At 42.4% G+C, this 26,206-nt stretch carries 21 protein-coding genes; 7 read left to right on the forward strand and 14 right to left on the reverse strand.

Translation table 11 applies throughout. The features are described from left to right. Positions 1–9: 9 nt before the first annotated feature. The 5 genes from J7I42_RS05580 to J7I42_RS05600 form a co-directional block, all read right to left on the reverse strand. A complete protein-coding gene (locus J7I42_RS05580) occupies positions 10–1,299 on the reverse strand; it encodes an NfeD family protein (protein ID WP_209137783.1) in 1,290 nt (429 codons plus the stop codon). Positions 1,300–1,407: 108 nt separating this feature from the next. Further along, positions 1,408–2,631, reverse strand: coding sequence for a chromate transporter (locus tag J7I42_RS05585; RefSeq protein WP_209137784.1), 1,224 nt, complete (start codon positions 2,629–2,631; stop codon positions 1,408–1,410). 102 nt (positions 2,632–2,733) lie between these two features. Next, entirely contained in the window at positions 2,734–3,624 is an 891-nt protein-coding gene (locus J7I42_RS05590) for a serine hydrolase (protein ID WP_209137785.1), read from the reverse strand. A 137-nt stretch (positions 3,625–3,761) separates the two neighbouring features. Then, a complete protein-coding gene (gene nadD / locus J7I42_RS05595; protein ID WP_209137786.1) occupies positions 3,762–4,334 on the reverse strand; it encodes a nicotinate (nicotinamide) nucleotide adenylyltransferase in 573 nt (190 codons plus the stop codon). Between the two features lie 455 nt (positions 4,335–4,789). Next, positions 4,790–5,023 (reverse strand): FeoA family protein, encoded by a 234-nt coding sequence (locus J7I42_RS05600; RefSeq protein WP_209137787.1) that lies wholly within the window; start codon positions 5,021–5,023, stop codon positions 4,790–4,792. A gap of 60 nt (positions 5,024–5,083) precedes the next feature. On the opposite strand from J7I42_RS05600, the gene ybeY reads away from it, so the two are divergent. Further along, positions 5,084–5,533 carry an rRNA maturation RNase YbeY gene (gene ybeY / locus J7I42_RS05605; protein ID WP_209137788.1) on the forward strand — a complete coding sequence of 150 codons (450 nt, stop codon included), beginning with the start codon at positions 5,084–5,086 and terminating at the stop codon, positions 5,531–5,533. A gap of 2,238 nt (positions 5,534–7,771) precedes the next feature. On the opposite strand, the gene J7I42_RS05610 is transcribed toward ybeY, so the two are convergent. Continuing rightward, positions 7,772–8,566, reverse strand: a complete 795-nt coding sequence (locus J7I42_RS05610; protein ID WP_209137789.1) for a hypothetical protein — start codon at positions 8,564–8,566, stop codon at positions 7,772–7,774. Positions 8,567–9,835: 1,269 nt separating this feature from the next. On the opposite strand from J7I42_RS05610, the gene mnmG reads away from it, so the two are divergent. Then, positions 9,836–11,698: a tRNA uridine-5-carboxymethylaminomethyl(34) synthesis enzyme MnmG gene (mnmG, locus tag J7I42_RS05615; protein ID WP_209137790.1), complete on the forward strand. Its 1,863-nt coding sequence runs from the start codon at positions 9,836–9,838 to the stop codon at positions 11,696–11,698. A gap of 115 nt (positions 11,699–11,813) precedes the next feature. Here the strand turns inward: mnmG and J7I42_RS05620 are convergent, their stop codons facing one another. From J7I42_RS05620 to nadA, 3 genes are all read right to left on the reverse strand, one after another. After that, positions 11,814–12,593: an NIPSNAP family protein gene (locus tag J7I42_RS05620; protein WP_209137791.1), complete on the reverse strand. Its 780-nt coding sequence runs from the start codon at positions 12,591–12,593 to the stop codon at positions 11,814–11,816. Positions 12,594–12,611: 18 nt separating this feature from the next. Further along, positions 12,612–13,088, reverse strand: coding sequence for a GAF domain-containing protein (locus J7I42_RS05625; RefSeq protein WP_209137792.1), 477 nt, complete (start codon positions 13,086–13,088; stop codon positions 12,612–12,614). A gap of 119 nt (positions 13,089–13,207) precedes the next feature. Next, positions 13,208–14,218: a quinolinate synthase NadA gene (gene nadA / locus J7I42_RS05630; RefSeq protein ID WP_209137793.1), complete on the reverse strand. Its 1,011-nt coding sequence runs from the start codon at positions 14,216–14,218 to the stop codon at positions 13,208–13,210. Positions 14,219–14,790: 572 nt separating this feature from the next. On the opposite strand from nadA, the gene J7I42_RS05635 reads away from it, so the two are divergent. The 4 genes from J7I42_RS05635 to cydB all read left to right on the forward strand — a co-directional run bounded on the left by J7I42_RS05635 (position 14,791) and on the right by cydB (position 20,206). Beyond that, positions 14,791–16,929, forward strand: coding sequence for a peptidylprolyl isomerase (locus J7I42_RS05635; RefSeq protein WP_209137794.1), 2,139 nt, complete (start codon positions 14,791–14,793; stop codon positions 16,927–16,929). Between the two features lie 165 nt (positions 16,930–17,094). Next, the gene (locus tag J7I42_RS05640) at positions 17,095–17,601 is read left to right on the forward strand and encodes a DUF2480 family protein (protein ID WP_209137795.1); all 507 of its coding nucleotides are present in this window, start codon (positions 17,095–17,097) and stop codon (positions 17,599–17,601) included. A gap of 134 nt (positions 17,602–17,735) precedes the next feature. Next, on the forward strand, positions 17,736–19,142 hold the full coding sequence (locus J7I42_RS05645; RefSeq protein WP_209137796.1) for a cytochrome ubiquinol oxidase subunit I: 1,407 nt from the start codon (positions 17,736–17,738) through the stop codon (positions 19,140–19,142). Positions 19,143–19,171: 29 nt separating this feature from the next. Beyond that, positions 19,172–20,206: a cytochrome d ubiquinol oxidase subunit II gene (gene cydB, locus J7I42_RS05650; RefSeq protein WP_209137797.1), complete on the forward strand. Its 1,035-nt coding sequence runs from the start codon at positions 19,172–19,174 to the stop codon at positions 20,204–20,206. 104 nt (positions 20,207–20,310) lie between these two features. On the opposite strand, the gene J7I42_RS05655 is transcribed toward cydB, so the two are convergent. The 3 genes from J7I42_RS05655 to J7I42_RS05665 all read right to left on the reverse strand — a co-directional run bounded on the left by J7I42_RS05655 (position 20,311) and on the right by J7I42_RS05665 (position 23,185). Then, positions 20,311–21,306 carry a sugar phosphate isomerase/epimerase family protein gene (locus J7I42_RS05655; protein ID WP_209137798.1) on the reverse strand — a complete coding sequence of 332 codons (996 nt, stop codon included), beginning with the start codon at positions 21,304–21,306 and terminating at the stop codon, positions 20,311–20,313. A gap of 104 nt (positions 21,307–21,410) precedes the next feature. Continuing rightward, the gene (gene corA / locus J7I42_RS05660; protein WP_209137799.1) at positions 21,411–22,514 is read right to left on the reverse strand and encodes a magnesium/cobalt transporter CorA; all 1,104 of its coding nucleotides are present in this window, start codon (positions 22,512–22,514) and stop codon (positions 21,411–21,413) included. A gap of 104 nt (positions 22,515–22,618) precedes the next feature. Continuing rightward, positions 22,619–23,185: a hypothetical protein gene (locus J7I42_RS05665; protein ID WP_209137800.1), complete on the reverse strand. Its 567-nt coding sequence runs from the start codon at positions 23,183–23,185 to the stop codon at positions 22,619–22,621. A gap of 15 nt (positions 23,186–23,200) precedes the next feature. On the opposite strand from J7I42_RS05665, the gene J7I42_RS05670 reads away from it, so the two are divergent. Beyond that, on the forward strand, positions 23,201–23,344 hold the full coding sequence (locus tag J7I42_RS05670; protein WP_209137801.1) for a hypothetical protein: 144 nt from the start codon (positions 23,201–23,203) through the stop codon (positions 23,342–23,344). Between the two features lie 16 nt (positions 23,345–23,360). Here the strand turns inward: J7I42_RS05670 and J7I42_RS05675 are convergent, their stop codons facing one another. Beyond that, entirely contained in the window at positions 23,361–24,455 is a 1,095-nt protein-coding gene (locus tag J7I42_RS05675; protein ID WP_209137802.1) for an iron-containing alcohol dehydrogenase family protein, read from the reverse strand. 219 nt (positions 24,456–24,674) lie between these two features. After that, on the reverse strand, positions 24,675–26,192 hold the full coding sequence (locus J7I42_RS05680; protein WP_209137803.1) for a glycoside hydrolase family 32 protein: 1,518 nt from the start codon (positions 26,190–26,192) through the stop codon (positions 24,675–24,677). Positions 26,193–26,206: the final 14 nt, after the last annotated feature.

Genomic DNA, 26,206 nt, shown 5'->3' on the forward strand with positions numbered 1-26,206 from the left:
AAAACAAGTTTATACTGATGGTTCGTTATATGGTTCTACTTGCAGGGTAAGATTCAAAAATCCTGTCACTATCACTTTTTTCCCTTCTGGAATTAATCCGGCTGCTGAAATAGCTTTCCATATTTCTCCATGCATGCGCACCGTACCGCCAGGATTCAATTCACTTAATGATTGACCAATTTCCCCCATCATGGCTTCCAGGCCCATGGCTGGTTTTATGCGTTGTGCCTTCAACCCCATACCCACTACAAACAGAAAAAAGAGCGCAGAAATTCCAACCGCAGTTATGATCACCGTCCACGAAAGACCAGCCACTGAAGACATTTCATCGGTTCGTATGAGCATCATGGAACCAAGTAACAAAGAGACAACGCCACCAATGGCCAGCAAGCCATGACTCACAATTTTTATTTCCAGCAGAAATAATATTATTCCAAAAACTATCAATGCCAACCCTGCATAGTTCACTGGTAAAGTATGCATGGTGTACAAAGCAAGTATCATACAGATACCACCAATGATCCCAGGGAAAATAGCGCCGGGACTGTAGAGTTCAAAAATGAGTCCGTACAAACCCAGCAGGAACAGGATGTACGCTACATTTGGATCACTTAGAATATTAAGCATTTTTTCGCCCCAACCCATTTCGAGTGACCGCTCCGTTGCATTTTTTGTTTTTAAGATTACGGTACCCGAATTAACGGTTACACTTTTTCCATCTATCTTATTCAGCAATTCCTGTTCATTGGATGCTATCAGATTGATGACATTATTTTCCAACGCTTCCGTTTCAGTTAGTGACACGCTATTGCTTACGGCCTGTGCACCCCAGTCAGCATTTCGATCACGTTTTTTTGCAATGGACCTTATAAATGCCATGGCATCATTGGTAGCTTTAGCACTCATGATAGTATCCATTTCACCTTGTGTTGTTACCGGATGAGCCGCGCCAATATTGGTGCCTGGCGCCATGGCCGCAATATGCGCAGCCATAGTAATAAACACGCCCGCTGATCCGGCATGCGCACCGCCGGGTGAAACATATACCACAACAGGCACGGGCGATTCCAGTATATCACTTACAATAACGCGGGTACTTTGCAACAAACCGCCTGGAGTATTGAGATGAATGATCAAACAGGTTGCTTTGTCTTTTTGGGCTACTTCAATGGCTCGATGAATAAAATCTGCAGTGGCAGGATTTATAGTTGCATCTAATTTTATCGAGAGAACTTTTTGTGCATACAGAGGCCCGGATATAAAAACAAGCAGGAAGCAATATAGTAGAAAGCGCCTCATAACATTCAAATAACTGCAGAATAGCTCTACTGTAATTTACAAAAATTGCCGCGCATCCCCAATTTTATAATTCGGGCTGAAATTTTAGAAAACCATATATGTTTTACTTTATAAATGGAATACCCAACCGAGCAATAAACAGATCATTACAATAACAGGGGAGGGGAGTTTTGTAAAAGAAAGCAACGCCCAGGTTCCGGCTATAACGGCCAGGTTCACTATACTAACAGTATGAAAGCCGATCACCGATACATCACGCATCATGTAGATAGTACCAGCTACCATTATGCCTACTACAACAGCATTGATACCTTCGAGTGCGCGGTATACAATTACATAACGTTGCAGATTGTGCCAGATGGGGAAGAAGAAAAGCACCAATAATGCACTTGGTAAAAAAATAGCAATAGAACCAATTAAACATCCCAGTACTTGCCACATATTGCCCTTGTCTTTCATGGCCGTTCCACCCATAAAAGAAGCAATGGAAAATACGGGTCCGGGAATGGCGCGAACCATACCGGCGCCGGTATAAAAATCGTTGCGCTCGATGCTGATCACATTTCCTTTTTTATTCAGGTTCTTTCTAATAACCACCGGCGACTTGGGGCGTTCAACGTATTGCTCATACATCATGGGTATCAGTACCTGTCCGCCGCCAAACACCAGACTTCCGAAACGATAGTTATTTTCGAACAGGTTCAATGGGCGGCGATTGGGCCAGTCATTCTTACGGGCCATTTCACTGACAACCCCGGCTACTAAAAATATGATGGCAAACAGCCAGATGTTACCCCATTTTATTTTTTTAACGGGTTGGGCTTTTTCGGGAATGCGCTTATCACTCAGGTTGGTGACAAAACCACCCACTACCAATAATATAGGAAATATCCAGGGCGATTTAAAAAGCAGGTAAGTGGTTATGCTACTTACCACCATTATTACACGGGTAATATTATTATGGATGGCAAGTCTGAAAGACCGCATGGCGGCAAAGGCCAGAAAACCCACGGCCATGGGCTGAATGAATTTGAAAATACCCTCGCTCATTTCTTTGCTGTCGAAAAATTCAAGCAGAAAAGAAAAGGCACCCATCAATATACAGGCAGGTGCAATCCAGATGGCCAGGGTAAGAATGGCCAGTGGAATACCCCCGCGTTTGTAACCAATCAGGGTCAGCACCTGGGTGGAAGAAGCGCCCGGCAACAGTTGACAAAATGAATTGTACTCAAGCAATTCCTGTTCGGTAACATCGTGCCGGCGATGAACGAAAGTTTTCATCACCATCCCAAAATGACCCTGCGGTCCGCCAAAGGCAGAAACACTATGCATAAAGACTGCTTTCAAAAAAGGTATATGGCGCAGTAGGATCATTCGCAATTTTTCATCATCCAAAAAAAACACAAGTTAGGCAATGTGCAACACTTCGACGTCTTATAGTGATGGTTTCCAGCGCGATCGAGGCTCAAAATAATTCCAGCACAACGCTGAAAGTTTTCGGGTCAACATCCAGGCTTCATTTGAGTTGTCCCAACTCTGGTCCTTCAGATTTTTTGTTTCCACAGAAAATATATACGGACCGTGTGGCGCCATCACTAACAATATTTCACTGCGCGATGCATTTACACATCCATTTTTTGAGGCTACAAATATATACGGTGGTATTTCCGCTATCGCTTGTTCATCGTTATAATTTCTTCCCAGCAACCTGATCATTTTTTCGCCGGCTTTTTTGCTGATCACTTCACCGTTGTAAATTTTCTCCATAAGTGTTCCCATTTCACGTGGGGTGGTTTGTGCCCAACCATATTGCTGGCGGTTGGCCTCGCGACCCGGTGTTCTTGAATTGACCCGGGTATTCACCATTCCCAATGAATCCAGAATCTGATTGATCCGGATACCGTTGCCAGCTAAACTTTGCAACCATAAACTGGCCGTGTTATCACTGGTTGTCAACATCAACATCAGAACTTTGTGCAATCCTATTTTCTCGCCATTTTTGAATGACCCGAGAATATCTTCGCCGGCGTAATATAATGAGTCTTTGTATTCAAGTTGCTGATGATAATCAAGTTCACCTTTTTCAATTTTATCCTGAATGCCCATTAATATGGTAACCTTTACCATACTGGCTGTGGGAAAAATAGTATCGGCGTTGAAGGTGGCTACTTTTCCGGTGTGCAGATTCTTTACGTACACCCCAATATCACCATTCAGGCCTTTTACCATTTCCTGAATTTCTTGCTCCAGCCGGTGATCGATCTTTTGGGCAGACAGGCACCCGACCATCAAAAGAAGGAAGAAGGTTACACTACATTTTTTCATAATATGATTATATTCAATAATTTCCTCATGTGTTATTATGGGTAACCGGATTCAGCGTTGCAAAGATTTGAAGAATTACTGGTTTGTCCGCTTCTTTTAATCAACTTCTAATGCTGCTTAACAACTTCGATTATCCGTTATCGATAGTATCCATTTCTTTCTATCTCCTCCTGCACTTTGTCGGGAACCAGATAACGGATAGATTGCCCCCGCCGGATATTATTACGAATATGTGTAGCAGAGATCTGCAACAGCGGTGCATCAAGAATATTAATAGTGGCGTTTTTGAAATTATTGATCACCTCATGACCCGGTCGCCGGTATACATAAATAGGGCAGTGCTGCAGAATAAATTCATAGTTCTTCCATTTGGCCAGGTTTTCAAAACTGTCGCTACCCATGATAATTGCGAACTGATGGGTTGGATATTTTTCCTGTAAATACGCCAGGGTATTTACAGTATATGATGGCTGAGGTAAACGAAATTCAATATCGCTGGCTTTTAATTTTGCTTCGCCTTCAATAGCGAGTTGAACCAGATTCAGGCGATTATAGGAATTCAACAAACTGGCCGATTGTTTGAATGGATTTTGCGGCGACACCACCAACCATATTTGATCCAGATCTGAATTCTGTAACATATAATTGGCGATGATCAAATGGCCATGATGAATGGGATTGAACGATCCGAAATATAATCCTACTTTCATTGCTTGTAACTCCCGCTTTTAAGTTCCTTAATTATTTGCAAAGAAACAGATTGTCAGGTATGATCAATGATGAATAGAGAATGTTTCTAATGAAAAAAGATTACCACTCTTTTGCCTTGCATTACTCATTTGATATAGTAGCATATCATACTGAAAAGGCACTTGACTATTACTCGAGATACTAGTCTATCTCCTTTATAATTTAGAATTTTCATCTTGATTATTCATGTTTGTTCCGTACATATCCCGTACCTATATAGGAACGGCATATATACGGGATATGTACGGAACAAATACGGGATATCTACGGGATATCTATATATCTCACATGAATACCAAGTGAATATCAGTAGTTATTCAATAGAATATAACTAGAGATTGCCAGGTATAAACCGTACTCAATAAAAGGAAGAATACTTGTAAAATAAAGAGGGTGGCAAAAAAAAGGAACCGCCTTAAGCGATTCCTAATTCTTCAACAAATATGTTATCGGCTTCATTCAATCGTAGGCTGAGATTGTAACCAGCTACTATAATTGAGATGGGATCGCCCAGGGGCGCAATCTGTTCTACTTTTACTAATTCACCCGGCACACATCCCATTTCCATTAATTTTAGAAACAGGTCGTTGTTTTCAAAAGAAAGTATCCGGGCAACGGTTCCTGTAGCTATTTCTGATAATCGTTTCATAATTCAATAGACAACAAATGTAGCTTTGTATTAATTAATGACTGTTACGAATTTCGAAAAATGCCAAATAATAATTCAACTCCCCCCATTCATTTTCATTTTCTAGAGACCATATCTTTCACCCAGCGAACCCTGGTGAAGGAGGTGGTCCGTGACCTTTTCAAAAAGGAGAAGACTAAATTGGAACAACTGCGGTACATATTCTGTTCGGATGAATACCTTTTACAGATCAATAAGGAACACCTGAACCATAACTATTATACCGACATTATCACCTTCGACCTTTCTGAAAATCCTAAAGCTGTTACTGGTGAAATCTATATCAGTGTTGATAGGGTAAGGGACAATGCTCAGAATTATGAGGTTTCTTTCAAGCATGAACTCTTACGGGTGATCTTTCATGGCGCTTTACATTTGTGTGGGTATAAGGACAAGTCGAGCAAGGAAGAACAATTGATGAGAAAGGCTGAAGACAAATACCTGAAATACTACTTGTCAAAAACGAAATAGGATATCCCAGGTTGAATTGCTGTTTCCTGAAAGAGGTGAGTCAAGGTGAAATCTTCCTTGATTCATCTTTTTAATTTACGGTAAGATCTAAGGGGTAGTTGACCTCTATAAAAGGTTAGTTACTTACGTTCCAAAAAGCTTCTATTCTAAGATCATCCGGGAGGGGCTTATCAAAATAGACTTCCCTTCAAAAAGGAATCCTCACTCTTTAGTCCGGGTTTATTAAAGCGACCACCAAGTACGTTTCCAATTCAGAAGTCTTACACTTTACCCCGGTGCAAGGAACTCTACGTGTAACTCCTGCTTCTAAGGGAACCCTGACCTCCATGCAAATTACCGGGTACAAAAGCTTTTAATCTAAGAGCATTCGAAGAGTAACCTTAATAAGATAGACTCCCTTTAAAAGAAGCGCCCCCTACCTATTATGGGTTATTTAAAGTAACCTACAGTTATACCTTAATTCAAGAAGGCCCCTTAACTACATGCCTATGTAATTAGAATGTTGCCATGGAAATTCTATTTCTAAAGGTGAGGTCAAAGTAAACCACTCTTCCTTCGAATCATGATGGAACAGGTACCCCATCCTAAAACGATCTTCACAAGATAGACTACCTAAAAGAAGCGCTCCCTTCTTAGTCCGAGTTGTTTAAAGTGACCTATAAATATACCTTGGAATATAAGAAGGCCCATAACTATACCCCCGTGTAACCAGGATGTTCCCATGGAACTTTTGTTTCTAAAGGAGAGATCAAGGCAAAACTCCCCTTCACTAAAACCATGATGAAACAGTTACCCTCGATAAAACAACCTACCCAAGATATACCTCACTCCAAAACAAGCGCCCCTCCATAGTCCGAGTTATTTAAAGTGACCTATAGATATAGCTTGGAATATAAGAAGGCCATAACTATACCCCAGTGTAACCAGAATATTTCCATGGAAATTCTATTTCTAAAGGTCAGGTCGAAGCAAAACCTCTTCACTCGAACCATGATGAAACAGTTACCCTCGATAAAACAACCTACGCAAGATAGACCTCCCTTCAAAAGAAGCGCCCCTCCATAGTCCTGATTAATTATGTAACCTTCATACCCTTCAAACTCAGAAGACCGTAAACTTACACGCCAATGTAAACAAGGATACCCCACCTGGAACTCTTGTTTCTTAATAGGGATAAGTCAAGGCAAAACCTTCCCTTGATCGGAACCATGTAACAGAATAGTTATCATCCATAAAACAACCTTCCCGAGACAGTCCTCCTTATTTAAAGGATCCTCGTAAGTCCGAGTAATAAAGGTTACCTCAAGTGAACCCAATAAATAAGAAGTCCTTAATCCATATACCTGTGTAACCAAGGATGTTCCACGTGGAACTTCTATACTTAGAGATGAGATCAAGGCAACACCATCCCCTGCTTCGAACCACATGATAGAAAATCCAAAAAACTACCTTCAGAAGGCAGGGACCTACTTCCTAAAAATAGCCCGCTTAGTCAGAATAATGCTAACACGAATACCTTATAAATAAGAAGTACCAATCCCTGATCCCATATAACCAGAGAAACTCCATATGGAACATCTGTATCTAAAGTTGAGGGTAGTGCAGAGGCCTTCCCTTGATTCAATCACATAATAGTATAGTTACCTGCCATAAAACAATCTTTACAAGACAGACGTACTTTATAACAAAACCCTCTTTAGACCGAGCAATTAAGTTCAACCGGAATGCTTTGTAAAGAAGAAGACCTTAAACCAATATAGCCAAGTGACCAGGGATATTCTATGTTGCCTTCTTTAACAGGACATGAGGCCAAGACAACACCTTCCTTGTTTCACCTTGTTAACTCATCAGAATATCGAAGGGAATACCTTCCCTCCATAATAGGTCTGTTACCTTTTTACCGTCTAGAGGGCTAACTTAGAGTTAGCCCTCGCATCTAAAAGAACACTATCCTATTAGTCCTAGTAATCAAGCCAACCTCTAAATACCCTTCTAAACAAAGAAGACCCTTGAAACATCCTTCTATGTAAACAAGGATGTTCCACGTGGAACTTCTGCTCGTTATAACTAAGCTAACCTTTCAATGAAAAAGGTAAGTCCAGAACAAAAAGGAAATATAACCTCTTAAAAGGGAGACTACCTAAACTGGTTATCAATGCCAACTAGGGGCAAGACTAAATACAAAAACCGCCTTGTGGCGGTTTCTTTTATACTTAAGTAAAGTAGCAATCAAAGGTGTTAAGCTATGAATGCCCCTATGAGGAAATCCTTAAGGGAGTATCGCTTCCTCCAAACCATCCATAGATACAAGGCGCCCAAGATTAAAAGGACGCTTATTTCCGTAGGATCCTGGAGAGAAAAAGGAACCATTAACATAAGGAAGAACATAAAAAAGACAGGAGTAATATTGAATAACTCAATAAAGGCTATCAAAAAAGTCAAGAGGGTTATAATAACAGCAGGTCCTTTCTCATCAGGGAAGGCTGGACTACCTACTATTCCCATGGCAAAAAAGCACATAATTAAAGGAAGCAAGAAGGTCTTTATAAATCCTCTAGGTGGTAAAACTGCTCCCACCTCAGTGCTGGAAAGTAGTTGGGAGTTGCCATATACTTCCACAGTTTCCAGTTTTAGCCGGGTCTTCTTTTTCCCCTGCACCACAAAGATCTCTGCAGGTTCCGACGGTCGAAGATTGGTATAGGTTTCACTAAAGGATTCCACTAAACCATATTTATCATACACACTGAAGTGCATCTGGATATCAACCGTGGACTGATGCATATTCCTAAATCCAAAGCGCCAGGCAGGGAAACCCTTAATGGTCACATTACCTCTCTTATGTAAACGGACTCTTCCACTGTCCGCAACCCGGCCGGAATACCCACCATCACTCCATTCTTTTGTACGGTGTTGGTACGACTTAAACCTGGTGAATTCAATATTGGGAACCTTCAGTTTGCTCAAAATAGACGAGGGGGTTTCTTGCTTCTCAATAATAGGACCCCTTGGTCTTTGTTTAGATGTATTGGTCATAGGGATTATATTAAACCTGACTACATTGATAAACGTATTTGTGAACCAGTATCATGCAACGTCACCATTAAATTATTCGAAGGGTAGGGAAGAAAATCTTGGTTCCACGTGGAACATAGTACCGTGGAAAAAAGGTAGATGACATGTTTAGGAACATTCCCTTTAAGGAAAGTAGGAGTAAGGAGGGTAAATCAAATAAGGTGGGGGGAAGAAGAGTAAAGCAGATAGCCCATACATGTCAGTTTTAGAAACAATGACTCCCATAAATGGGTCGCACTTTGCCCAAATTCGGGGAGCCGATATGCACCCCAATACTATGACTATCAGAAAACGGTGAAAGGAAATGAAGATACTCAAAGGGGAACCAAGGGGCGTAACTCCTGGTAAAAGAGAAATGACAAACTATCCAATTATTTATAGAAGGTGGAATACCTGCATATTTACTACCCATATAGTAAAAGAGGAGAGAGAAGTAAAGACCAAAATTAAACGCCCCTTCTCCTGTTATAATTACCATTTAAAGTCCCATAACCAAACCAAGCGAAGCATCCTCCATTTGACCAAGCAGCAAAAAACAAGTAGGTAACCTTAATAGATCCATCCACAGGTTGCCAGTCAACATAGAGACATACAGTAAAAACACCAATAGCTTCAGCCAGCTTCCCTTATATAAAGATGTTTATTAAAGAGAGGAATACCTGGAAGACAGAACTTCTAAATTGAAGCATCCATTTTAAGGAAGGTTACAGATCTCATAGTTGGGAGAATGAAGATAAAAGCTGTAGCACCTGGTTGAAATTAGAGAGGGGTATACCAGGTATATCCTAAGAAAGAAACCCCCCAAACCTCAGTACCAATTAGATTAAGTAACGATCTGACCCAGGAACACCACATCTAAACAGAAATACAAAAAGAGGAGGTAGGTCTACCAGGAAAACTTCTGTAATAGAAAAGTGAAGAATGAAATGCCTGGCAAACACTGGAATAAAGAAGGACCACCCATAAACCTGGAAAATGCCAAACACCCAAGAGAACATCTTCAGTAAAATACAAATGGACCTTTTCAATCCTTAAGTAAACCTGAACCCTTTAGACATCGCCGCTACTTGTAATTAGAATGGAAAATCATTTACCCAACCCTCCCAACTTGCGTCTCCTCCGGAATAAAAACCAAAAAGCTTTCTTAAACTAAACCATTAAAGTCCTTGTTTTCCCTTAGTAATATTTTTCTCTTTTTACCCCTTGATCAGCAACTTGTAATTTTGCATCATGTTTCCAGAATACGACGTAATTGTAGTAGGGGCAGGTCATGCCGGTTGTGAAGCAGCCGCTGCCGCCGCCAACCTTGGTTCAAAGGTTCTTTTAGTAACTATGAACATGCAAACCATTGCTCAAATGAGCTGCAACCCAGCCATGGGTGGTATTGCAAAAGGTCAAATTGTACGAGAGATCGATGCCATGGGTGGATACTCCGGTATTGTCACTGACATGAGCATGATCCAGTTTCGCATGTTGAACCTTTCAAAAGGTCCCGCCATGTGGAGTCCCCGCGCACAAAATGACCGCATGTTATTTGCCGCTACCTGGCGGGAACTTTTGGAAAAAACTCCTAATGTTGATTTCTACCAGGATATGGTTCGCTCGCTTATCATAAAAGATGGTCGGGCTTGTGGCGTAGTAACTGGTCTTGGTCATGAGATCCCATCCAAATCTGTAGTTATAACCAGCGGTACTTTTTTAAATGGTATCATTCATATTGGTGAAAAACAATTCGGCGGCGGCCGTGTAGCTGAGAAAGCTGCAACCGGAATCACGGAACAATTGGTTGAATTCGGCTTCGAAAGCGATCGCCTGAAAACAGGTACGCCTCCCCGTATTGATGGCCGCAGCCTTGACTATAGTAAAATGGAAGAACAAAAAGGCGACGATGAGATCGTCGGCTTTTCGTACACCGATACTAAAAAACCTACTGAACAAAGAAGCTGCTGGATCACCTATACAAGTCAGAAAGTTCACGACATCTTAAAAACAGGATTCGACAGGAGTCCTATGTATGCAGGTAGAATTGAGGGCGTTGGTCCAAGATACTGCCCAAGTATAGAAGATAAGATCAATCGTTTTGCTGAAAGAGAAAGACACCAGCTTTTTGTTGAACCCGAAGGTTGGAATACAGTTGAGATCTATGTAAATGGTTTCTCCACTTCTCTTCCAGAAGAAGTGCAATATGCCGCCTTGCGTCAGGTTCCTGGTTTTGAAAATGTGCGCATCTTCCGCCCTGGTTATGCCATCGAATACGATTACTTTCCACCAACTCAGTTAAACCATTCACTGGAAACAAAACTGATCAGCAATCTATTTTTTGCCGGACAAATCAATGGCACCACCGGTTATGAAGAAGCCGCTTGTCAGGGATTGATGGCCGGGATCAACGCACACCAAAAAGCAAAAGAATTAGAACCGGTTATTTTAAAAAGAAGCGATGCTTACATCGGCGTGTTGATCGATGATCTTATCAGCAAAGGAACTGAAGAACCCTATCGCATGTTCACCAGTCGCGCCGAATTCAGAACCATCCTCCGTCAGGATAATGCTGACATTCGGTTAACTGAATTGAGTTACAAACTCGGTCTTGCATCTCAGGATAGAATGGACAAAGTGATCAGCAAAAGAGAAGGTGTAGAAAAAATAAAAGACATTCTGAAAGAGATCTCTCTGGATCCAGCTGAAGCCGATGTTTTTCTGGCTGAAAATAATTCAGCCCCATTACCCCAAAAACAAAAAGCAATTCAAATATTATTGCGTCCGAATATTTCACTGGAATCTATGATAACCGGCTTACCAAAAATAAAGCAAGCTCTTACTGGCTTCACCGATGAAATAATTGAACAGGCCGACATTCAGATCAAATACAATGTGTACATCGAAAAAGAAAAAGAACTGGTAAAAAGAATGAACCAGCTCGAAGATCTATTGATCCCTGAAAACTTTGATTATAATAAGATCACTTCTTTATCGAATGAAGCATTGCAGAAATTCAAAAAAATAAAACCGCGTACATTAGGACAGGCGAGTCGCATTAGTGGAGTAAATCCAAGTGATGTGCAGATACTAATGGTGTATATGGGACGATAGAAATATTGAATAATAAATAATTCCAATAAGAAAGGCTCCTGATAAATCGGGAGCCTTTCTTATATATAAGTATTTTATAATTCGAGTAAGTTTCGACTCCGCTCAGAGAAATTAACTAAACCTGAGAGTATGGAGTTGGTTCCAGGAACACCCTTCTAATATTCGAAACCGTGTTAGCATATTGCGGATCGTTAGAAACTTTTTTCCAATCTGCATCGGCACCAAATGCTGCCCAGTTTTTGTCACGTTCTTCCATATTTTTAAACGTGATCATATACGTTAGGCAAGGAAGATTTGGTCCGGCAATGGCATCCCCAAAAAATACCGGTGTTAGTTTAGTTCTATTAAAAATGGTGAATTCTTCTTCGTTGAACATTTTCACTTTTCTTCTCACGGCATCCTCATTGTATCCTTCGTATGTACGCATTTCAAAAATGCGTGGTTCTTTGGCCGGAACTTTTAACGAAGACAAATTATCGAATGCGACTAACAGTGATGAATTGTACCGATTGAACACCGGCTTTTCAGCTGGCACTTTATCCCACTCAGCGCTGTTCTGCTTAAAGTCATTATCTGACTTTACTTTCATATTGATATCCCCATATTCTTCCATTGAAGGATAAGCGATCAACACATATACTTTGGCCGGTTCAGATTTTCCAATCTCCTTGAAAACACCTACGTTCTTAACACCGAATTTATTGAAGGCAGGAATTAATGCTTTCTCGAGATAAGCGTGTAATGCATTCTGGTTTCCACCAAAATGAATCTCGTATTCACGGATCTCAAATAATTCTTTTTTACCCGCTTTTTCTTCAGCGGCAAAACTCAGGTTTCCGGCAGCCAATGCGGAAGTAGAAGTTGCAGCCAGCTGGATAAAGTTTCTTCTTTTCATATGACAAGCAATTGTTAGCTATTCGAAAATGATGAGATCGACAATCTCTTCCAGGAATTGTTTATCCAGTTCATCAAATGCAGCCAATTGTTCACTGTCCACATCCAACACACCCATCACCTTGTTGTCGCGAATAACGGGAACAACAATTTCCGATCTCGACTTACTGCTGCAGGCAATATGTCCGGGGAATTTTTCTACATCGGGAACCACAATGGTTTGTGCTTTTTCCCAGCTGGTACCACAAACGCCGCGACCCTTTTTGATACGGGTACAAGCAACCGGTCCCTGAAATGGGGCCAACACCAACTGGTTTTCTTTCACCAGGTAGAACCCTACCCACAACCAGCCGAATTGTTCCATCAACGCAGCCACTATGTTTGCCAGGTTTGCCACCAGATCGGGTTCACCTTCGATCAACGCTTTTATTTGAGGAATTACGGATTTATATTTTTCTTCTTTTGTGCCGTGCACAACGCTCAAGTCTTCTGCCATGGAGCAAATATAGTTTGAATGATTATTTCACAAAACGATAAAGATCGAAATCGCCTTCCTTAACAGCGATTGTTACGAAATAGCGGCTTATTCCCAGGTTATCCACAGGTTTTACCCAGTTATAAACCATACTTCGCGCTGATTTCCAGCATTCTATCAATTGGCTTCTTCGCTGCCTTGCGTAATTCCTCCTCCATGGTGATCTCGGGAGTCTCGTATTCCATGCACAGGTATAACTTCTCCAGGGTATTCAGTTTCATGTGTGGACAATCGTTGCAAGCGCAGCTGTTGTTGGGTGGCGCCGGGATAAAAGTCTTGTTAGGCGAAGCTTTTTGCATCTGGTGCAAAATGCCGGTTTCGGTGGCAACAATGAATTCAGTGGCCTCGCTTTGCTGGCTGTATTTCAACAAACCGGTGGTGGAACCGATATAATCCGCAATCCGCAGTACCGCTTCTTCACATTCGGGATGGGCAATGAATTTTGCATTGGGGTGGCGGGTTTTCAGTTTTGTGATCTTTTCCAGACTGAAAATTTCATGCACCATACAGGCGCCATTCCACAAAACCATATCGCGACCGGTTTTCTTCACCAGGTAGGCGCCCAGGTTTTTGTCGGGTGCGAAAATGATCTTTTGGTCTTTCGGCACACTTTCCACAATTTTCTCGGCATTGCTCGAAGTAACGATGATGTCACTCAGTGCTTTGATCTCGGCTGAGCAATTGACGTAAGAGATCACGATATGATCGGGGTGTTGTTCTTTGAACTTTTTGAAAGGGCCGGCCGGGGCGCTATCGGCCAGTGAGCAACCTGCATTCAGATCGGGCAGCAGTACTTTTTTGGCTGGATTTAGAATTTTCGCTGTTTCGGCCATGAAATGAACGCCGGCAAAAACTATGATATCCGCGCTTGTTTTTTCCGCTTGCTGCGCCAAACCCAAACTATCTCCAATGTAATCGGCCACGTCCTGAATATCGGGCTCCTGGTAATAGTGCGCGAGCAGCACCATATTTTTTTCTTTTTTCAATCTTTCAATTTCAGAAAAAAGATCAAGTGTCGGGTCAATGTCAAGATCGAGGAATCCTTTCGTTGGCACATTTTTTTTTGCGTTAGCTACGTGGATATCTTCCATAGTATTTATATTAATTCTATTTTTTTATAAATAACCTATTATTATTACGGCTGTGAATTCGTGGATAAAATAACGATTCAGAAATTTGGTAAAGTTACAACAACCTGGTTATCCACGGTTTTCCACTTTCTCTCCACATTCAACAAATAAGGACTGGTGCTGGTTTTAGTCAGTTTTCCACGTCGGTGGAATAAAAAAGGCCTGAAAAAAATTAACGATAATAACACAAAGAAAGTCTGTTAATGGAGGTCTAATAACTTGGGGTTTGTGTACACCGCCCGATAGCGGAAAGTAGGCCGGGAAACTTATTGGCCAACTATCCACCGTTTCTGAATTGCGAAAACCCGGGTTACCAACATATTTTAGAGGTTATCCAGTTTTAATGTTAGCACTGTTTTCACGCCATTGTTCCACACCCTTCGCATATATTAGAAAATTTGGCGTTATTCACAGGGTTGGGGAGTGGTAAAACCTTTACTTGGTGCTGGTTTTGAGTGGTTTTCCACAGTTTGTTCATAATCTTTTTTCCCCTATTTTTGCCATCCTTATAAAAAGAGGTATACACTTATTTTATGTCAGTTATTCAATCTATCCGCGACAAAGCAGCGTGGATTATCATTGGTGCGATTGCATTAGCCCTCATAGCCTTTATTGTACAGGACGCCCTGCAAGGGGGTGGACGGGGTTTGTTCAGCGGTAATTCGACTACGCTGGGTAAAGTTAATGGTACCAGTATTGATGTCCGCGATTTTGAGCAACGCTACAAAATGGCCGAAGAAAACTATCGTGCGCAGAATTACCCTGTGAATGATCAACTGCGTAGCCAGATCCGTGAAAGCCTGTGGAACGAGTTCGTTGAGGACGCGTTAATGACAGACGAATATGCCAAGTTGGGCATTACAATATCTGACAAAGAAGTGGGTGATCTATTATATGGTGCTAACCCACCTCAAATGCTTAGACAACAATTTACCGATTCAACCGGTACTTATAATGCAAACATGGCTTACCAGGCCATTCGTTCGCTGAAAAAAGGATCTGCTCAATACAATAGCTTCTGGGGCGAATTTGTTCCAGCGTTGGAAAAAAGCCGTCAGCGGGAGAAATTCACCTCACTGGTTGGCAAGAGCATGTATGTTCCAAAATGGTTGTTGGAGAAAACCAATGCCGAGAACAGCCAGCGTTCTTCTATTTCATATGTAAACGTTCCTTATTCTACTATTCCTGATTCTACTATTAAAATAAGTGATGAAGATGTGCGGGAATATGTTGATAAACATAAAGACGCTTACAAACAGGAAAATGAGCGTGGTCTGATATATGTTTCTTTTGATGCTTCACCCAACAGCGCCGATAGCCTGTCTGTATATAATAGTGTAGCCAATCAAAAAGATGCACTGGCAGCAGCCAATACTACTAGCGATATTCAAAACCTGATGGCCAACACCTCAAGCGAAACGCCATACTTCGATGGTTATGTATTAAGCAGCAAAATGCAAATGAGCAATGCCGATACACTTCGCAGACTGGCCGATGGTCAAATCATCGGACCCTACCAGGATGGTCCAAATTATACCATGGCTAAAATGGTAAGCCGTCGCCAAATGCCCGACAGTGTAAAATGTCGTCACATCTTAATTAAGATAGGCGATCAACAAGGTCAGGCAAGAACTGACAGTGCTGCTAAAAAATTAATCGATAGCATTGAAACTGCTCTTAAAGGTGGTGCCAACTTCGACAGCATGGTTGTGAAATACAGCGACGATGCTGGTAGCAAGGATAAAAAAGGTGAATACGAATTCACTTCTATGCAATTTTCTAACCTGAGCAAGGAATTTGCAGAAGTGATCTTCTATGGCAATGTTGGTGACAAGAAAATTGTGAAAGTGGAAAACCAGTCATATAGTGGATACCATTATATAGAAGTACTGAGCCAGAAGAAATTTGAGACAGCATTTAAAATTGCTTACGTTTCTCACGCTATTATACCAAGTGATGAAACAATAAATGGCGCCAGCGGTATGGCTTCTCAGTTTGCCGGTGAAAGCCGCGACCTGAAATCATTCGATGACAACGCTGCCAAAAGAAAGCTGAATAAATTACAGGCCGATGTGAAAGAATCTGATTTCATGATCATGGGTCTGGGTGAATCTCGTGAAATTATCCGTTGGGCATTCAATGATGCTAAAAGAGGAACTGTTGCTGACCATGCCTACCAGGTTGGTGATAAATTCGTAGTGCCTGCAGTTGTAAGCGTTTCTGAAAAAGGAACCATGTCGGTTGAAAAAGCCCGTCCATTGGTTGAGTACAAAGTGCGCAATGAGAAAAAGGCTGAGGGCATTATTAAGAAAATTGGCACTGCTCCCACCTCTCTCGAGGCTGTAGCACAAGCTTCTGGTCAACAAATATTGAGAGCTGACAGCGTTACTTTCAACAGCACCTTCATTCCAAATGTGGGTAACGAAATGAAAGTACTGGGTGCTTCATTCAATAAAGAATACCAGACAAAAGTTTCAGCTCCAATAAAAGGTGAGATTGGCGTATTTGTTATCAAAGTTGATAACATCACTGCAGCACCTAATCCAAACTTTGATGCCAAAGCGCAACAGCAAGCCATTCAACAACAAATGGGTGCTATGTTTGGCTACAGAGCTATGGAGATCATGAAGAAATCGGCTACTATTAAAGATAATAGGATCAAGTTCTTCTAACTGATAAGATACTTATTGAACGGGGCCGGCGGGTTTTACACCTGTCGGCCCCGTTTCTTTTTAATTACCAATCAGTTAAAGCAGTGAACCAGTTAACTTGTCAACTTGTTAATTTGTTAACTGATTCCGTATTACCTTTGTAAAAGTTTAGTGAAATTGAATAATATGAGTGAAGAAATAGTAAATAAAGTCGCGCAAAGCCAGCTGGTCACGGTTGACCTGGAAAGCTATTTTCCTGCAGATGAAATTGCCGTGTTTGATCTGAAGCCCCATTTATTTATGGAGCTGATCCTTAAAGAAAAGGAATTCCGCGCCGCTTTACAAAACAATGATTGGAGTATTTATCAGAATAAAGTAGTAGCCGTTACCTGTACCGCCGATGCCATTATACCTATGTGGGCGTATATGCTGGTAGGTTCGTACCTGCAGCCGGTTGCAAAGGATGTTGTTTTTGGTGATGAAAATACTGCCCGTCAGCAATTGTTTGTACAGCGTATAGATGCTATAGATACAACTCCGTTTGTTGATAAGCGAATTGTTGTAAAAGGTTGCGGGGATATACCCATAGGAGAGTTTGCCTACCTGGCCATCACGAAAAAATTGATGCCGGTAGCCAAGAGCATAATGTATGGTGAACCTTGCAGTACTGTTCCTATCTTTAAAAAGAAATAACTAACGAAGCCGATGCCAAAGCGTCGGCTTTTTTTTGCCTACCCCGGCCCTCCCAACGTATCGGGAGAAAGCTGGCACAACGATTACTGGGTCCATATTGTAGAACAATTACTCAGAACTAAAACTGCCAGATCATGGACGTTGAAATATTAGCTCGCATCCAATTTGCATTTACCATTGCCTTTCATTACATCTACCCGCCTTTGAGTATCGGACTTGGTTTATTACTGGTGGTATTTGAAGGTTTGTATTTAAAAACGGGTAATAAAATGTATGAGCAGGTCACCCGTTTCTGGATCAAGATCTTTGCGCTCATCTTTGGTATTGGTGTGGCCACCGGTATTATTATGGAGTTTGAGTTTGGTACTAACTGGGCAACCTACTCAAAATATGTGGGTGACATTTTCGGTAGTGCCCTTGCGGCGGAAGGTATTTTTGCATTTGCGTTGGAATCGGGCTTTTTGGGGATCCTCATTTTTGGCTGGAACCGGGTTAGTTCACGCGTCCACTTCTTTTCAACGATCATGGTATTTCTCGGTTCCATGTTCTCGGCCATCTGGATAGTGGTGGCTAACTCATGGCAACAAACACCGGCCGGTTTTCATATTGTAGGCACCGGCATGGATGCCCGTGCCGAGATCACCGATTTCTGGGCGATGGTATTCAATCCATCGAGCGTACAACGATTGATACATGTTTGGATAGCCGCTTTTCTGGCCGGGATATTTTTAGTACTAAGTGTGAACGCCTGGTATATTTTAAAAGGTAAACACCTCGACATAGCAAAACGCTCTTTTAAAATAGCCCTGATCGCTGCCACCGCTTTTTCCCTGTTACAACTGGTAGCAGGGCATAGTAGTGCCGATGTAGTTTATAAACATCAGCCTGCCAAACTCGCTGCGCTCGAAGGGCATTATGATTCTATGGCTGTAGCCGATATGTTCTTATTGGGCTATGTAGATCAAAAAAATCAAAAAGTGACCGGTATAAAAATCCCCGGTGGTTTATCATTCCTCACCCAATTCGATTTTAAGAAACCGGTTAAGGGTTTGAATGCATTTAAACCGGAAGAAAGACCTACCCAGGTTAATACTATTTTCCAGTTCTATCATATTATGGTAGGCCTTGGGATGTTTATGATCGCATTGACCCTGTATGCATCGTGGTTGAGTTATAGAAATAAGCTGTTCGATAAACGCTGGCTGATGTGGATTTTTGTGTGGGCTGTATTGGGACCACAGATCGCCAACCAAACCGGCTGGTTTGCCGCTGAAATGGGTCGCCAGCCCTGGGTGGTATATGGTTTGTTAAAAACTTCTGATGCGTTGTCGAAAACAGTAACGGCCAACCAGGTGGTGTTTTCATTAGTTATGTTCACCGTTGTATACCTGTTGTTATTGGTACTGTTCCTGTATTTGTTGAATAAGAAAATTGTACACGGCCCGGTTGATTATGGTACCAAGGGAGATATTGAAGAGGGCAGTAAACGTGATAACCCGATATTGGACCATACCGGACAAGCCCCAATTGCAGCACACTAACCATACTACTCACTACAATTAGTAAAACAATGGAAACTTTCTTAGGACTTGATTATAATCTTTGGTGGTTTTTAGTTTTTGGGGCTGTGATCAGTGGGTATGCGATATTGGATGGATTTGATTTGGGCGCAGGCTCCTTGCACCTGTTTTTAACAAAAGAACAAAGCCGGCGAATTGCCCTCAACGCGATCGGCCCCGTTTGGGATGGAAATGAAGTATGGCTGGTTATTGGCGGCGGCGCCCTGTTTGCCGGATTCCCGGTGGCTTATGCGGCCATCTTTTCTGCTTTTTATGTTCCGTTTATGGTGTTCCTGGTTGGATTGATCTTTAGAGGCGTTGCTATAGAATTCCGTAGTAAAGAACCCGGCAAATTATGGCGCAAAACCTGGGACATTGTGTATTGCGTGGCTTCCATCATTATCTCTTTATCACTCGGGTTAATGTTGGGAAATGTAGCCTATGGCATTTCATTAAATGAGCGAAAGGAATTTGATGGCGACTGGTTATCGTTCTTTAATTTCTTTTCAATTATGGTAGCCATCACTACCCTTGCTTTATTTATGATGCATGGTGCCATTTACCTCACTATGAAAACTGAAAGCCGCTTATACACCAAACTGTATTTACTTGCCCGCCAGTTCATCATCTTTTTTGTGATGAGTTTTGTGATCACTACGTTATACACCTTATTATATGTACCACACCTCAGTGATTTTTTTAGAGAACATCCTTCTTCCTTTATTGTTCCCATATTAATGGTACTGGCCATTGCCAATATTCCCCGGTTACTGAAAATGGGTAAATACCGGTATGCGTTTATTTTTTCCTCTGCAACAATTGCTTTATTGTTAATAATGGTGGCGTTGGAAGTGTTTCCTTATTTATTGTATTCAAAGGGTAATCCTGCCAATAGTATCACTGTGCATAACGCGGCCGCATCGCCCAAAACCATGAAGATATTATTGATCATTGCATTAATAGGAACGCCATTGGTAGCCACGTACACTTCTTTCGTGTTCTGGACTTTTAAAGGAAAAGTAAAACTGGATGAAACAAGTTATTAGAGAGAATTGCTGATTTAGGGATTGCGTGATGTTGAAATTTCTTTTATTCGGCCTGGCCCGGCTATATTTCAAATCTCAACATCACGCAATCGCAAATCATTAAATTATTTGATCATTGCACCTACGCGTTCCAGCAGGGCCTTTGTTTTTTTGATGCCTTCCTCTTCACTTAATTTGTCGCCTTCGTATTCGATACCCATATATCCTTTGAATCCGGCAGCTTTTACCACCTTTAGCATTTTCAAATAATCGGTCTCAATGCAATTGCCCTGCTCGTCAAAATCATGGGTTTTGGCGCTTACACCTTTGGCAAAAGGCATCATTTCAGCTACTCCTTTATACCGATCGTATTCTTCGATACACTTGGCGCCCCATAGTGCGCCACCTTCGCGTTTAATGCAGAAATTTCCAAAGTCGGGTAAGGTACCCACATTCTTTCGACCTACCTTTTTCATAACACCAGCAAGCCATTCGCCATTGGAAGTATAACCACCGTGGTTCTCTACTATTACATTAATGCCGGTTTTGGCGGCATATTCGCCCAGTTTACTCAGCGACTCAGCAGCTGCTTTTGCCACTTCTTCCGCACTGCCCTGTCCAAAGGCGTTTACTCTAATAGTCGCGCATCCCAGGTATTTGGCGGCATCTACCCATTTATAGTGATTGTCCACCGCCTGGTTTCTTACATTGGCGTCCGGTGAACCCATGTCGCCCTCACCATCGATCATGATCAGGTGATTTTTAACCCCATTATCCTTACAGCGTTTCAACAGCTCGGAAAGGTATTTTTCGTCCTTTGCCTTGTCTTTGAAAAACTGGTTCACATATTCTACTACGCTAATACCATAGGTGTTTTTGGCTATGCCAGGAAAATCGAGGTTATCCATTTCCTTTGCAAATAGCTTTTTATGCAGCGACCATTGGGCCAGGGAAATGGTAAAGAACATAGACGAGGACGTACTATCTGTTTCAGCCGGATCAGCATTTGTTGGAATGGCTGAATGGGAAGGAGAGGTAAAGGCTAAACCAGTGGAAACAGCGCCAAAACCGGCAGCCAATCCACCCAGTTGTCTTAAAAAATGACGGCGATTTGAGGGCATGGCAATAAAAGTTTTGTTGATTAGTTAGTTGATTCAATCGTTCCTTATAAAGTTCGGGAATTAGCACTAACCAACCATCAGCCCGCCCGAATGTTCCCTTCGGATCAAAACCACCCTTTTTTTCTAAAAACCCGCAACATCCAAAGCGGGATAAGCAGCATGGCACCTACGGCCAGAAAAAATCCCCAACGGTTATGGAGATAGGGAATTACTTCGAAGTTCATTCCAAAGATGCCACCAATAACGGTTGCAGGGGCCAGTAAGCAGGTAACTATAGCCATTACCTTCATTACTTCGTTCATTCGCAGGTTCACATTATTTAAATAGAGGTCCTGCATACTGCTGATGATATCGCGGTAGTTTTCGCTGAGATCATAAGCCTGTATAATGTGGTCATATACGTCCTTAAAATACTTGGTAGTAGACTCCTCGAGCAAGTCACTTTCGCTGCGAATAATATTGTTCAGCAGATCGCGTACCGGGGCAAAGTTCCGTTTTAACACGATCAGTTCTTTACGCAGCTGGTTAATGCGGGCCAGTGAGCGGGTATTGGCATTACGGATCACTTCTTCTTCTACTATCTCTATCTGCTCGCTTACTTTTTCCATTACGATAAAGTAATTATCAACGATCATATCCAGCAGGGAGTAACACAGGTAATCGGCGCCACGCTGCCTGATCTTGGCATTGTTGATCTTGAGCCTGTTTCTAATTGGGTTGAATACATCCCGTTCGGAATCTTCCTGGAAAGAAAGCACGTATTTGGGGCCTAGTACTATACTGATCTGTTCGGTTTCTACGGATTTTTTCTGCTCGTTGAAGTACAACATGTTCAGCAGGCAAAATAAAATGCCCTCTACCTCATCGAACTTGGGGCGTTGGTTAATGCTGAGAATGTCTTCAATAACCAGCGGGTGAATACCATAATCGCTACATATGGTTTCCACGTCGTGTTTGCGAAGCCCATCTATATTGATCCAGCTGATGTATTTACCTTCCTTGCAGTGCAGGCAATCCGACACGCTTTCCGCCCCATATTCATGCACGGATTGGGCATCGTATTCATATACGAAGATCTTTACCTCCTTCGCTTCCTCGCGTTGCGGCAGAATGGTAGGATTAACCTGCAATATTTCCTTGGTTCGGGCAGTCCCGAACAAAGACGGCAACATTAAATAACGCAGGTATTTCTGAGGGCTCATACTCATATAACAAAAATGGCTAAAAAATCTGAAAATGAATTCCTGCAGTTAGATAATGCCTGGTTAATAAGCACATAGAATAAAAAACCGCCAAAAGGAGGTCACTATTCCTATTCTACAGAATTTAAGGTAAGGTCGGCGCCCAGGGTGTTCCCTTCAATTTTCAACAATATAGGGGTAGTGGCATTGTTAAGGATCCAAATATGGGTTGACCCATTTGAGCTTTCCAGGTAATATGCATCAACAGTCTTGCCAGAAATTTTTAGTTGTTGTTGCTCTGTGGGCGTTTTAACGGTATAGGTTTGTTGATCGAAGTTGATCTTGTTGTCCTTTTGAAGCATGTCCCACTGGGCTTTTGAGAACAACATTACCACCTGGTCATCGGCCATATCTTCTACGGTGCCGGGGTTGGGCTGGTTCCAGAAGCCGCGGTTGCCGCTTTCAAGCGATTTGCTTTTCATTACCCAGCCGCCGCTGCCAAAACCTTCAACCGTCCAGCCTACTTTCACATAGCCTGCGGTCAATGAATCTAAGGAAAATACGCAGGGGAAGGTTTGCCCATTCACCATGGCAGAAAAATTGAGCCTGGTGCCTTGTTTAATGGCAGGTGAATATTTATCCTGAGCGAAAGAAGATACTGTAACGAACAGGCATGCTGCCAGTATAAGTTTTTTCATATAAAACAGGTTTTTGTGAATTTACGGAAAAAACAGGGAGCGCTTAACTTTAAACCAGCCAGCTGGCAGGCTACTCGTTTATACCTGGGCGAAGGTTATAAAAAACAAAAATGGAGTTGCAATTTGCAACTCCGTTTTATAATACCATTACTGGTCTGATTATATAATTGTTATATTACAACTTTTCGTATAGGGCCCGCAGTTTTTCGCGGGTCATGATTTTTTCCCAGTCTTTGCCCAGTGCGTTTTCCCACAGTGGTTTCATACCCAGTGATACATTGATCATGGTATCAAATTGCTCATCGGTCAATCCTTTGCAAATGCCTACAGGAATATCGATGTTATTCTTTTCCACCATTCTTTTAAACTCAGCAACGCCTGCCGGATAGTAGGGTTCCAGGTGGTTCATTACAATACAATTACCAATACCATGTTTGGTGCCCAGCAAATAGCTTAGGCCATAGCTCACCGCATGGGCAACACCCACCTGCGAATAAGCGATACTCATACCACCGGCAAAAGATGCCATCATTAGTTTTTCGTCGCACTCAGCATCCCAGCTGTCTTTTTCCAGGAAGATCTGCTGGCATAATTGTAACGCTTTTTCACCATACGATTTACTGAACTCATTCAGGTAAGTACCCTGAAGGCTTTCAATGCAATGGATATAGCAATCCATGCCAGTATAAAAACGCTGGTTAACGGGAGCGTTGGCTATTAATTCGGGGTCGAGTACGATCTGGCTGAAAGGGGTGAAGTCAGAATTCATACCCAGTTTGCGGGTTGGACCGGTAAGAACGGTAGTACGGGAAACTTCAGCTCCGGTACCGCTCAACGTAGGGATACCCACTTTGTAAACGCCGGGCACTTTTACCAGGTCCCAGCCCTGGTAATCAGCTGAAGAGCCAGGGTTGGTCATCATTAAAGAAACCGCTTTGGCCAGGTCGAGGGTTGAACCGCCGCCTATGCCTATAATTCCACTTACAGTACCAAACTCATCTTTTAATTGTTTGGCCAATTTATCGACCTGGGTAGTTTTTGGTTCGAAAGTAACATCGGCAAAGATCACTTTGTCTTTACCACGCAGAGGAACGCGGTTTACAAGCGCCTTGCCATCGCCTGTTACGGCACCGTTTTCAAAAAAGTGATCTAGAAGAAAGATCATAGGCGCATCGCCTTTTCTATGTGGAGCTATAATTTCATCGAGCTGGTTAAAACTGCCGTGGCCGTATACAACATAATCGACCATTTTAAAGTTTCTGAACTTCATATGCTTACGCTAAATGATTTTTTACAGATACTGTGATTTAGCGGTGCGAAGGTACTAGAAATGTCCGAAGCGGCTAAAATCGAAACCCGGAATTTTACGAGACCAAAGGAGCTGTTTATAAGTTAGTTAGTTATTTAGTTTGTTGGTTTTTAAGTTACATTTTACGCTGCGAACGTAAGAACCCAATAACCCCAAAGCCTCCAACCCCTCAAGACCCTTTTACCACACTGACCGCAGGGTCCATACTGTAGCCGATAAAATACGCATGGCGCCTTTTTCGCTAAAAAATACAATCCCATCGAGGCCGGCATCCGGGAAAAGCTGGGTCGTTAAAACCACTGCACCATCATTGGCATATACTTCCAGGATGCTTTTATCCAAAAATACATGCAGCCGCAGTTTGGTGTTCTGTAATGGCACCCGTACAGCTGCTGACGAAAAATTGGCAAATTGGTTATCGAAACTATTACTACCTGCTTTTGAACGGTCAACGGTTAATTTTTGACTGGCTGCATCGTAGCTGATAATTATAGCCTGTTCTTTACCGGCTGCCAGCCTGATACCGCAAACCCCGTCTTTTGCGGGAAAGAGTGCTGTCTCCAACTCGATCACCTGGCCTTTGGCAGGAAAATCCTGACTGCCGGTGATGGTTTTGTTTGTCCAGACTATTGGAGCGCCGCCTCTTAGCGTTTGCAACGATTTCACTGGCTGTTGCAATAGTGTCCAGGTATTGCCGTCTTTTTTCAACCGCAGGGAACGGGGCAGCGACATGGCGCTTCGCCAGGGCGAGGTAGGAATGTTTTGCGCATATTTCCAGTTATTTGCCCAGCCCAGCAGCACCGGATCATGACCGAACGGTAGGTTGTTATAAGTAATGCCGGCATAAAAATCGGGTCCGTAGTCAGGCCGCAAAACGGTATCGCTGGGGGTTTCATTGTGGAAAACGGTGCCGTCAAACTCTCCTACAAAATATTGCATGGTGAATTGTTGGGAATTGAGGAGTACCCATTTGTTTTTGCCCGCCTGGCCAATGACAGGTACTTGCAACAGATCGGGACATTCCCAAATGCCATTGGTATCACCAGCCGGACCAAAATCGCTGAGGTGCGACCAGGTTTTCAAATCAGCTGAACCATGAAACTGCACGATGTGCTCATTTGGTAACACGGTAACCATGATCCATTTTTTACCGGGTTCATACCAGAACACTTTAGGGTCGCGAAAATCTTTTTTATGCAGATCGAGCACGGGGTTTCCGCTATATTTTGTCCAGGTGCGCCCATCATCCAGGCTATAAGCAATATGCTGGTTTTGCAGGTAGTCATCTGGTTTTGATTTATCGGGAATAATGTGTGCCGTATAAACGGCCACCAAGGGTATTTGCCCCGGTTTTTGGGCAAAGCCACTGCTGTTGTTTTTATCAACCACACAGCTACCGCTGAAGATCATGTTTTTTTCATCTTCCGGAATAGCCAGCGGCAGGGATTGCCAATGTACCAGGTCTTTACTAATGGCATGCGCCCAGCTCATGTGTCCCCAGGTATTGCCCATAGGGTTGTATTGGTAAAATAAATGGTACTCGCCTTTATAATATACCAGACCGTTGGGATCGTTTGTCCAGTTGTGATGGGGTGAGAAGTGATATTGGGGACGGTAGGGTTCTTTGTAGGCTGGTTTGGTTTGTGCAAAAAGGCACACAGGCAACAGGCCTGTTAATAGCACCATCGTCGCTTTCATAACAATCGTTTTTT

Source organism: Niastella soli (assembly GCF_017742245.1).
GTDB classification, from domain to species: domain Bacteria; phylum Bacteroidota; class Bacteroidia; order Chitinophagales; family Chitinophagaceae; genus Niastella; species Niastella soli.

What these genes read in the sequence shown, in the direction of transcription:
- J7I42_RS05580 (WP_209137783.1), bottom strand. Translation starts at nt 1,299, where the DNA reads ATGAGGCGCTTTCTACTATATTGCTTCCTGCTTGTTTTTATATCCGGG.
- J7I42_RS05585 (WP_209137784.1), bottom strand. Translation starts at nt 2,631, where the DNA reads ATGCATAGTGTTTCTGCCTTTGGCGGACCGCAGGGTCATTTTGGGATG.
- J7I42_RS05590 (WP_209137785.1), bottom strand. Translation starts at nt 3,624, where the DNA reads ATGAAAAAATGTAGTGTAACCTTCTTCCTTCTTTTGATGGTCGGGTGC.
- nadD (WP_209137786.1), bottom strand. Translation starts at nt 4,334, where the DNA reads ATGAAAGTAGGATTATATTTCGGATCGTTCAATCCCATTCATCATGGC.
- J7I42_RS05600 (WP_209137787.1), bottom strand. Translation starts at nt 5,023, where the DNA reads ATGAAACGATTATCAGAAATAGCTACAGGAACCGTTGCCCGGATACTT.
- ybeY (WP_209137788.1), top strand. Translation starts at nt 5,084, where the DNA reads ATGCCAAATAATAATTCAACTCCCCCCATTCATTTTCATTTTCTAGAG.
- J7I42_RS05610 (WP_209137789.1), bottom strand. Translation starts at nt 8,566, where the DNA reads ATGACCAATACATCTAAACAAAGACCAAGGGGTCCTATTATTGAGAAG.
- mnmG (WP_209137790.1), top strand. Translation starts at nt 9,836, where the DNA reads ATGTTTCCAGAATACGACGTAATTGTAGTAGGGGCAGGTCATGCCGGT.
- J7I42_RS05620 (WP_209137791.1), bottom strand. Translation starts at nt 12,593, where the DNA reads ATGAAAAGAAGAAACTTTATCCAGCTGGCTGCAACTTCTACTTCCGCA.
- J7I42_RS05625 (WP_209137792.1), bottom strand. Translation starts at nt 13,088, where the DNA reads ATGGCAGAAGACTTGAGCGTTGTGCACGGCACAAAAGAAGAAAAATAT.
- nadA (WP_209137793.1), bottom strand. Translation starts at nt 14,218, where the DNA reads ATGGAAGATATCCACGTAGCTAACGCAAAAAAAAATGTGCCAACGAAA.
- J7I42_RS05635 (WP_209137794.1), top strand. Translation starts at nt 14,791, where the DNA reads ATGTCAGTTATTCAATCTATCCGCGACAAAGCAGCGTGGATTATCATT.
- J7I42_RS05640 (WP_209137795.1), top strand. Translation starts at nt 17,095, where the DNA reads ATGAGTGAAGAAATAGTAAATAAAGTCGCGCAAAGCCAGCTGGTCACG.
- J7I42_RS05645 (WP_209137796.1), top strand. Translation starts at nt 17,736, where the DNA reads ATGGACGTTGAAATATTAGCTCGCATCCAATTTGCATTTACCATTGCC.
- cydB (WP_209137797.1), top strand. Translation starts at nt 19,172, where the DNA reads ATGGAAACTTTCTTAGGACTTGATTATAATCTTTGGTGGTTTTTAGTT.
- J7I42_RS05655 (WP_209137798.1), bottom strand. Translation starts at nt 21,306, where the DNA reads ATGCCCTCAAATCGCCGTCATTTTTTAAGACAACTGGGTGGATTGGCT.
- corA (WP_209137799.1), bottom strand. Translation starts at nt 22,514, where the DNA reads ATGAGTATGAGCCCTCAGAAATACCTGCGTTATTTAATGTTGCCGTCT.
- J7I42_RS05665 (WP_209137800.1), bottom strand. Translation starts at nt 23,185, where the DNA reads ATGAAAAAACTTATACTGGCAGCATGCCTGTTCGTTACAGTATCTTCT.
- J7I42_RS05675 (WP_209137802.1), bottom strand. Translation starts at nt 24,455, where the DNA reads ATGAAGTTCAGAAACTTTAAAATGGTCGATTATGTTGTATACGGCCAC.
- J7I42_RS05680 (WP_209137803.1), bottom strand. Translation starts at nt 26,192, where the DNA reads ATGAAAGCGACGATGGTGCTATTAACAGGCCTGTTGCCTGTGTGCCTT.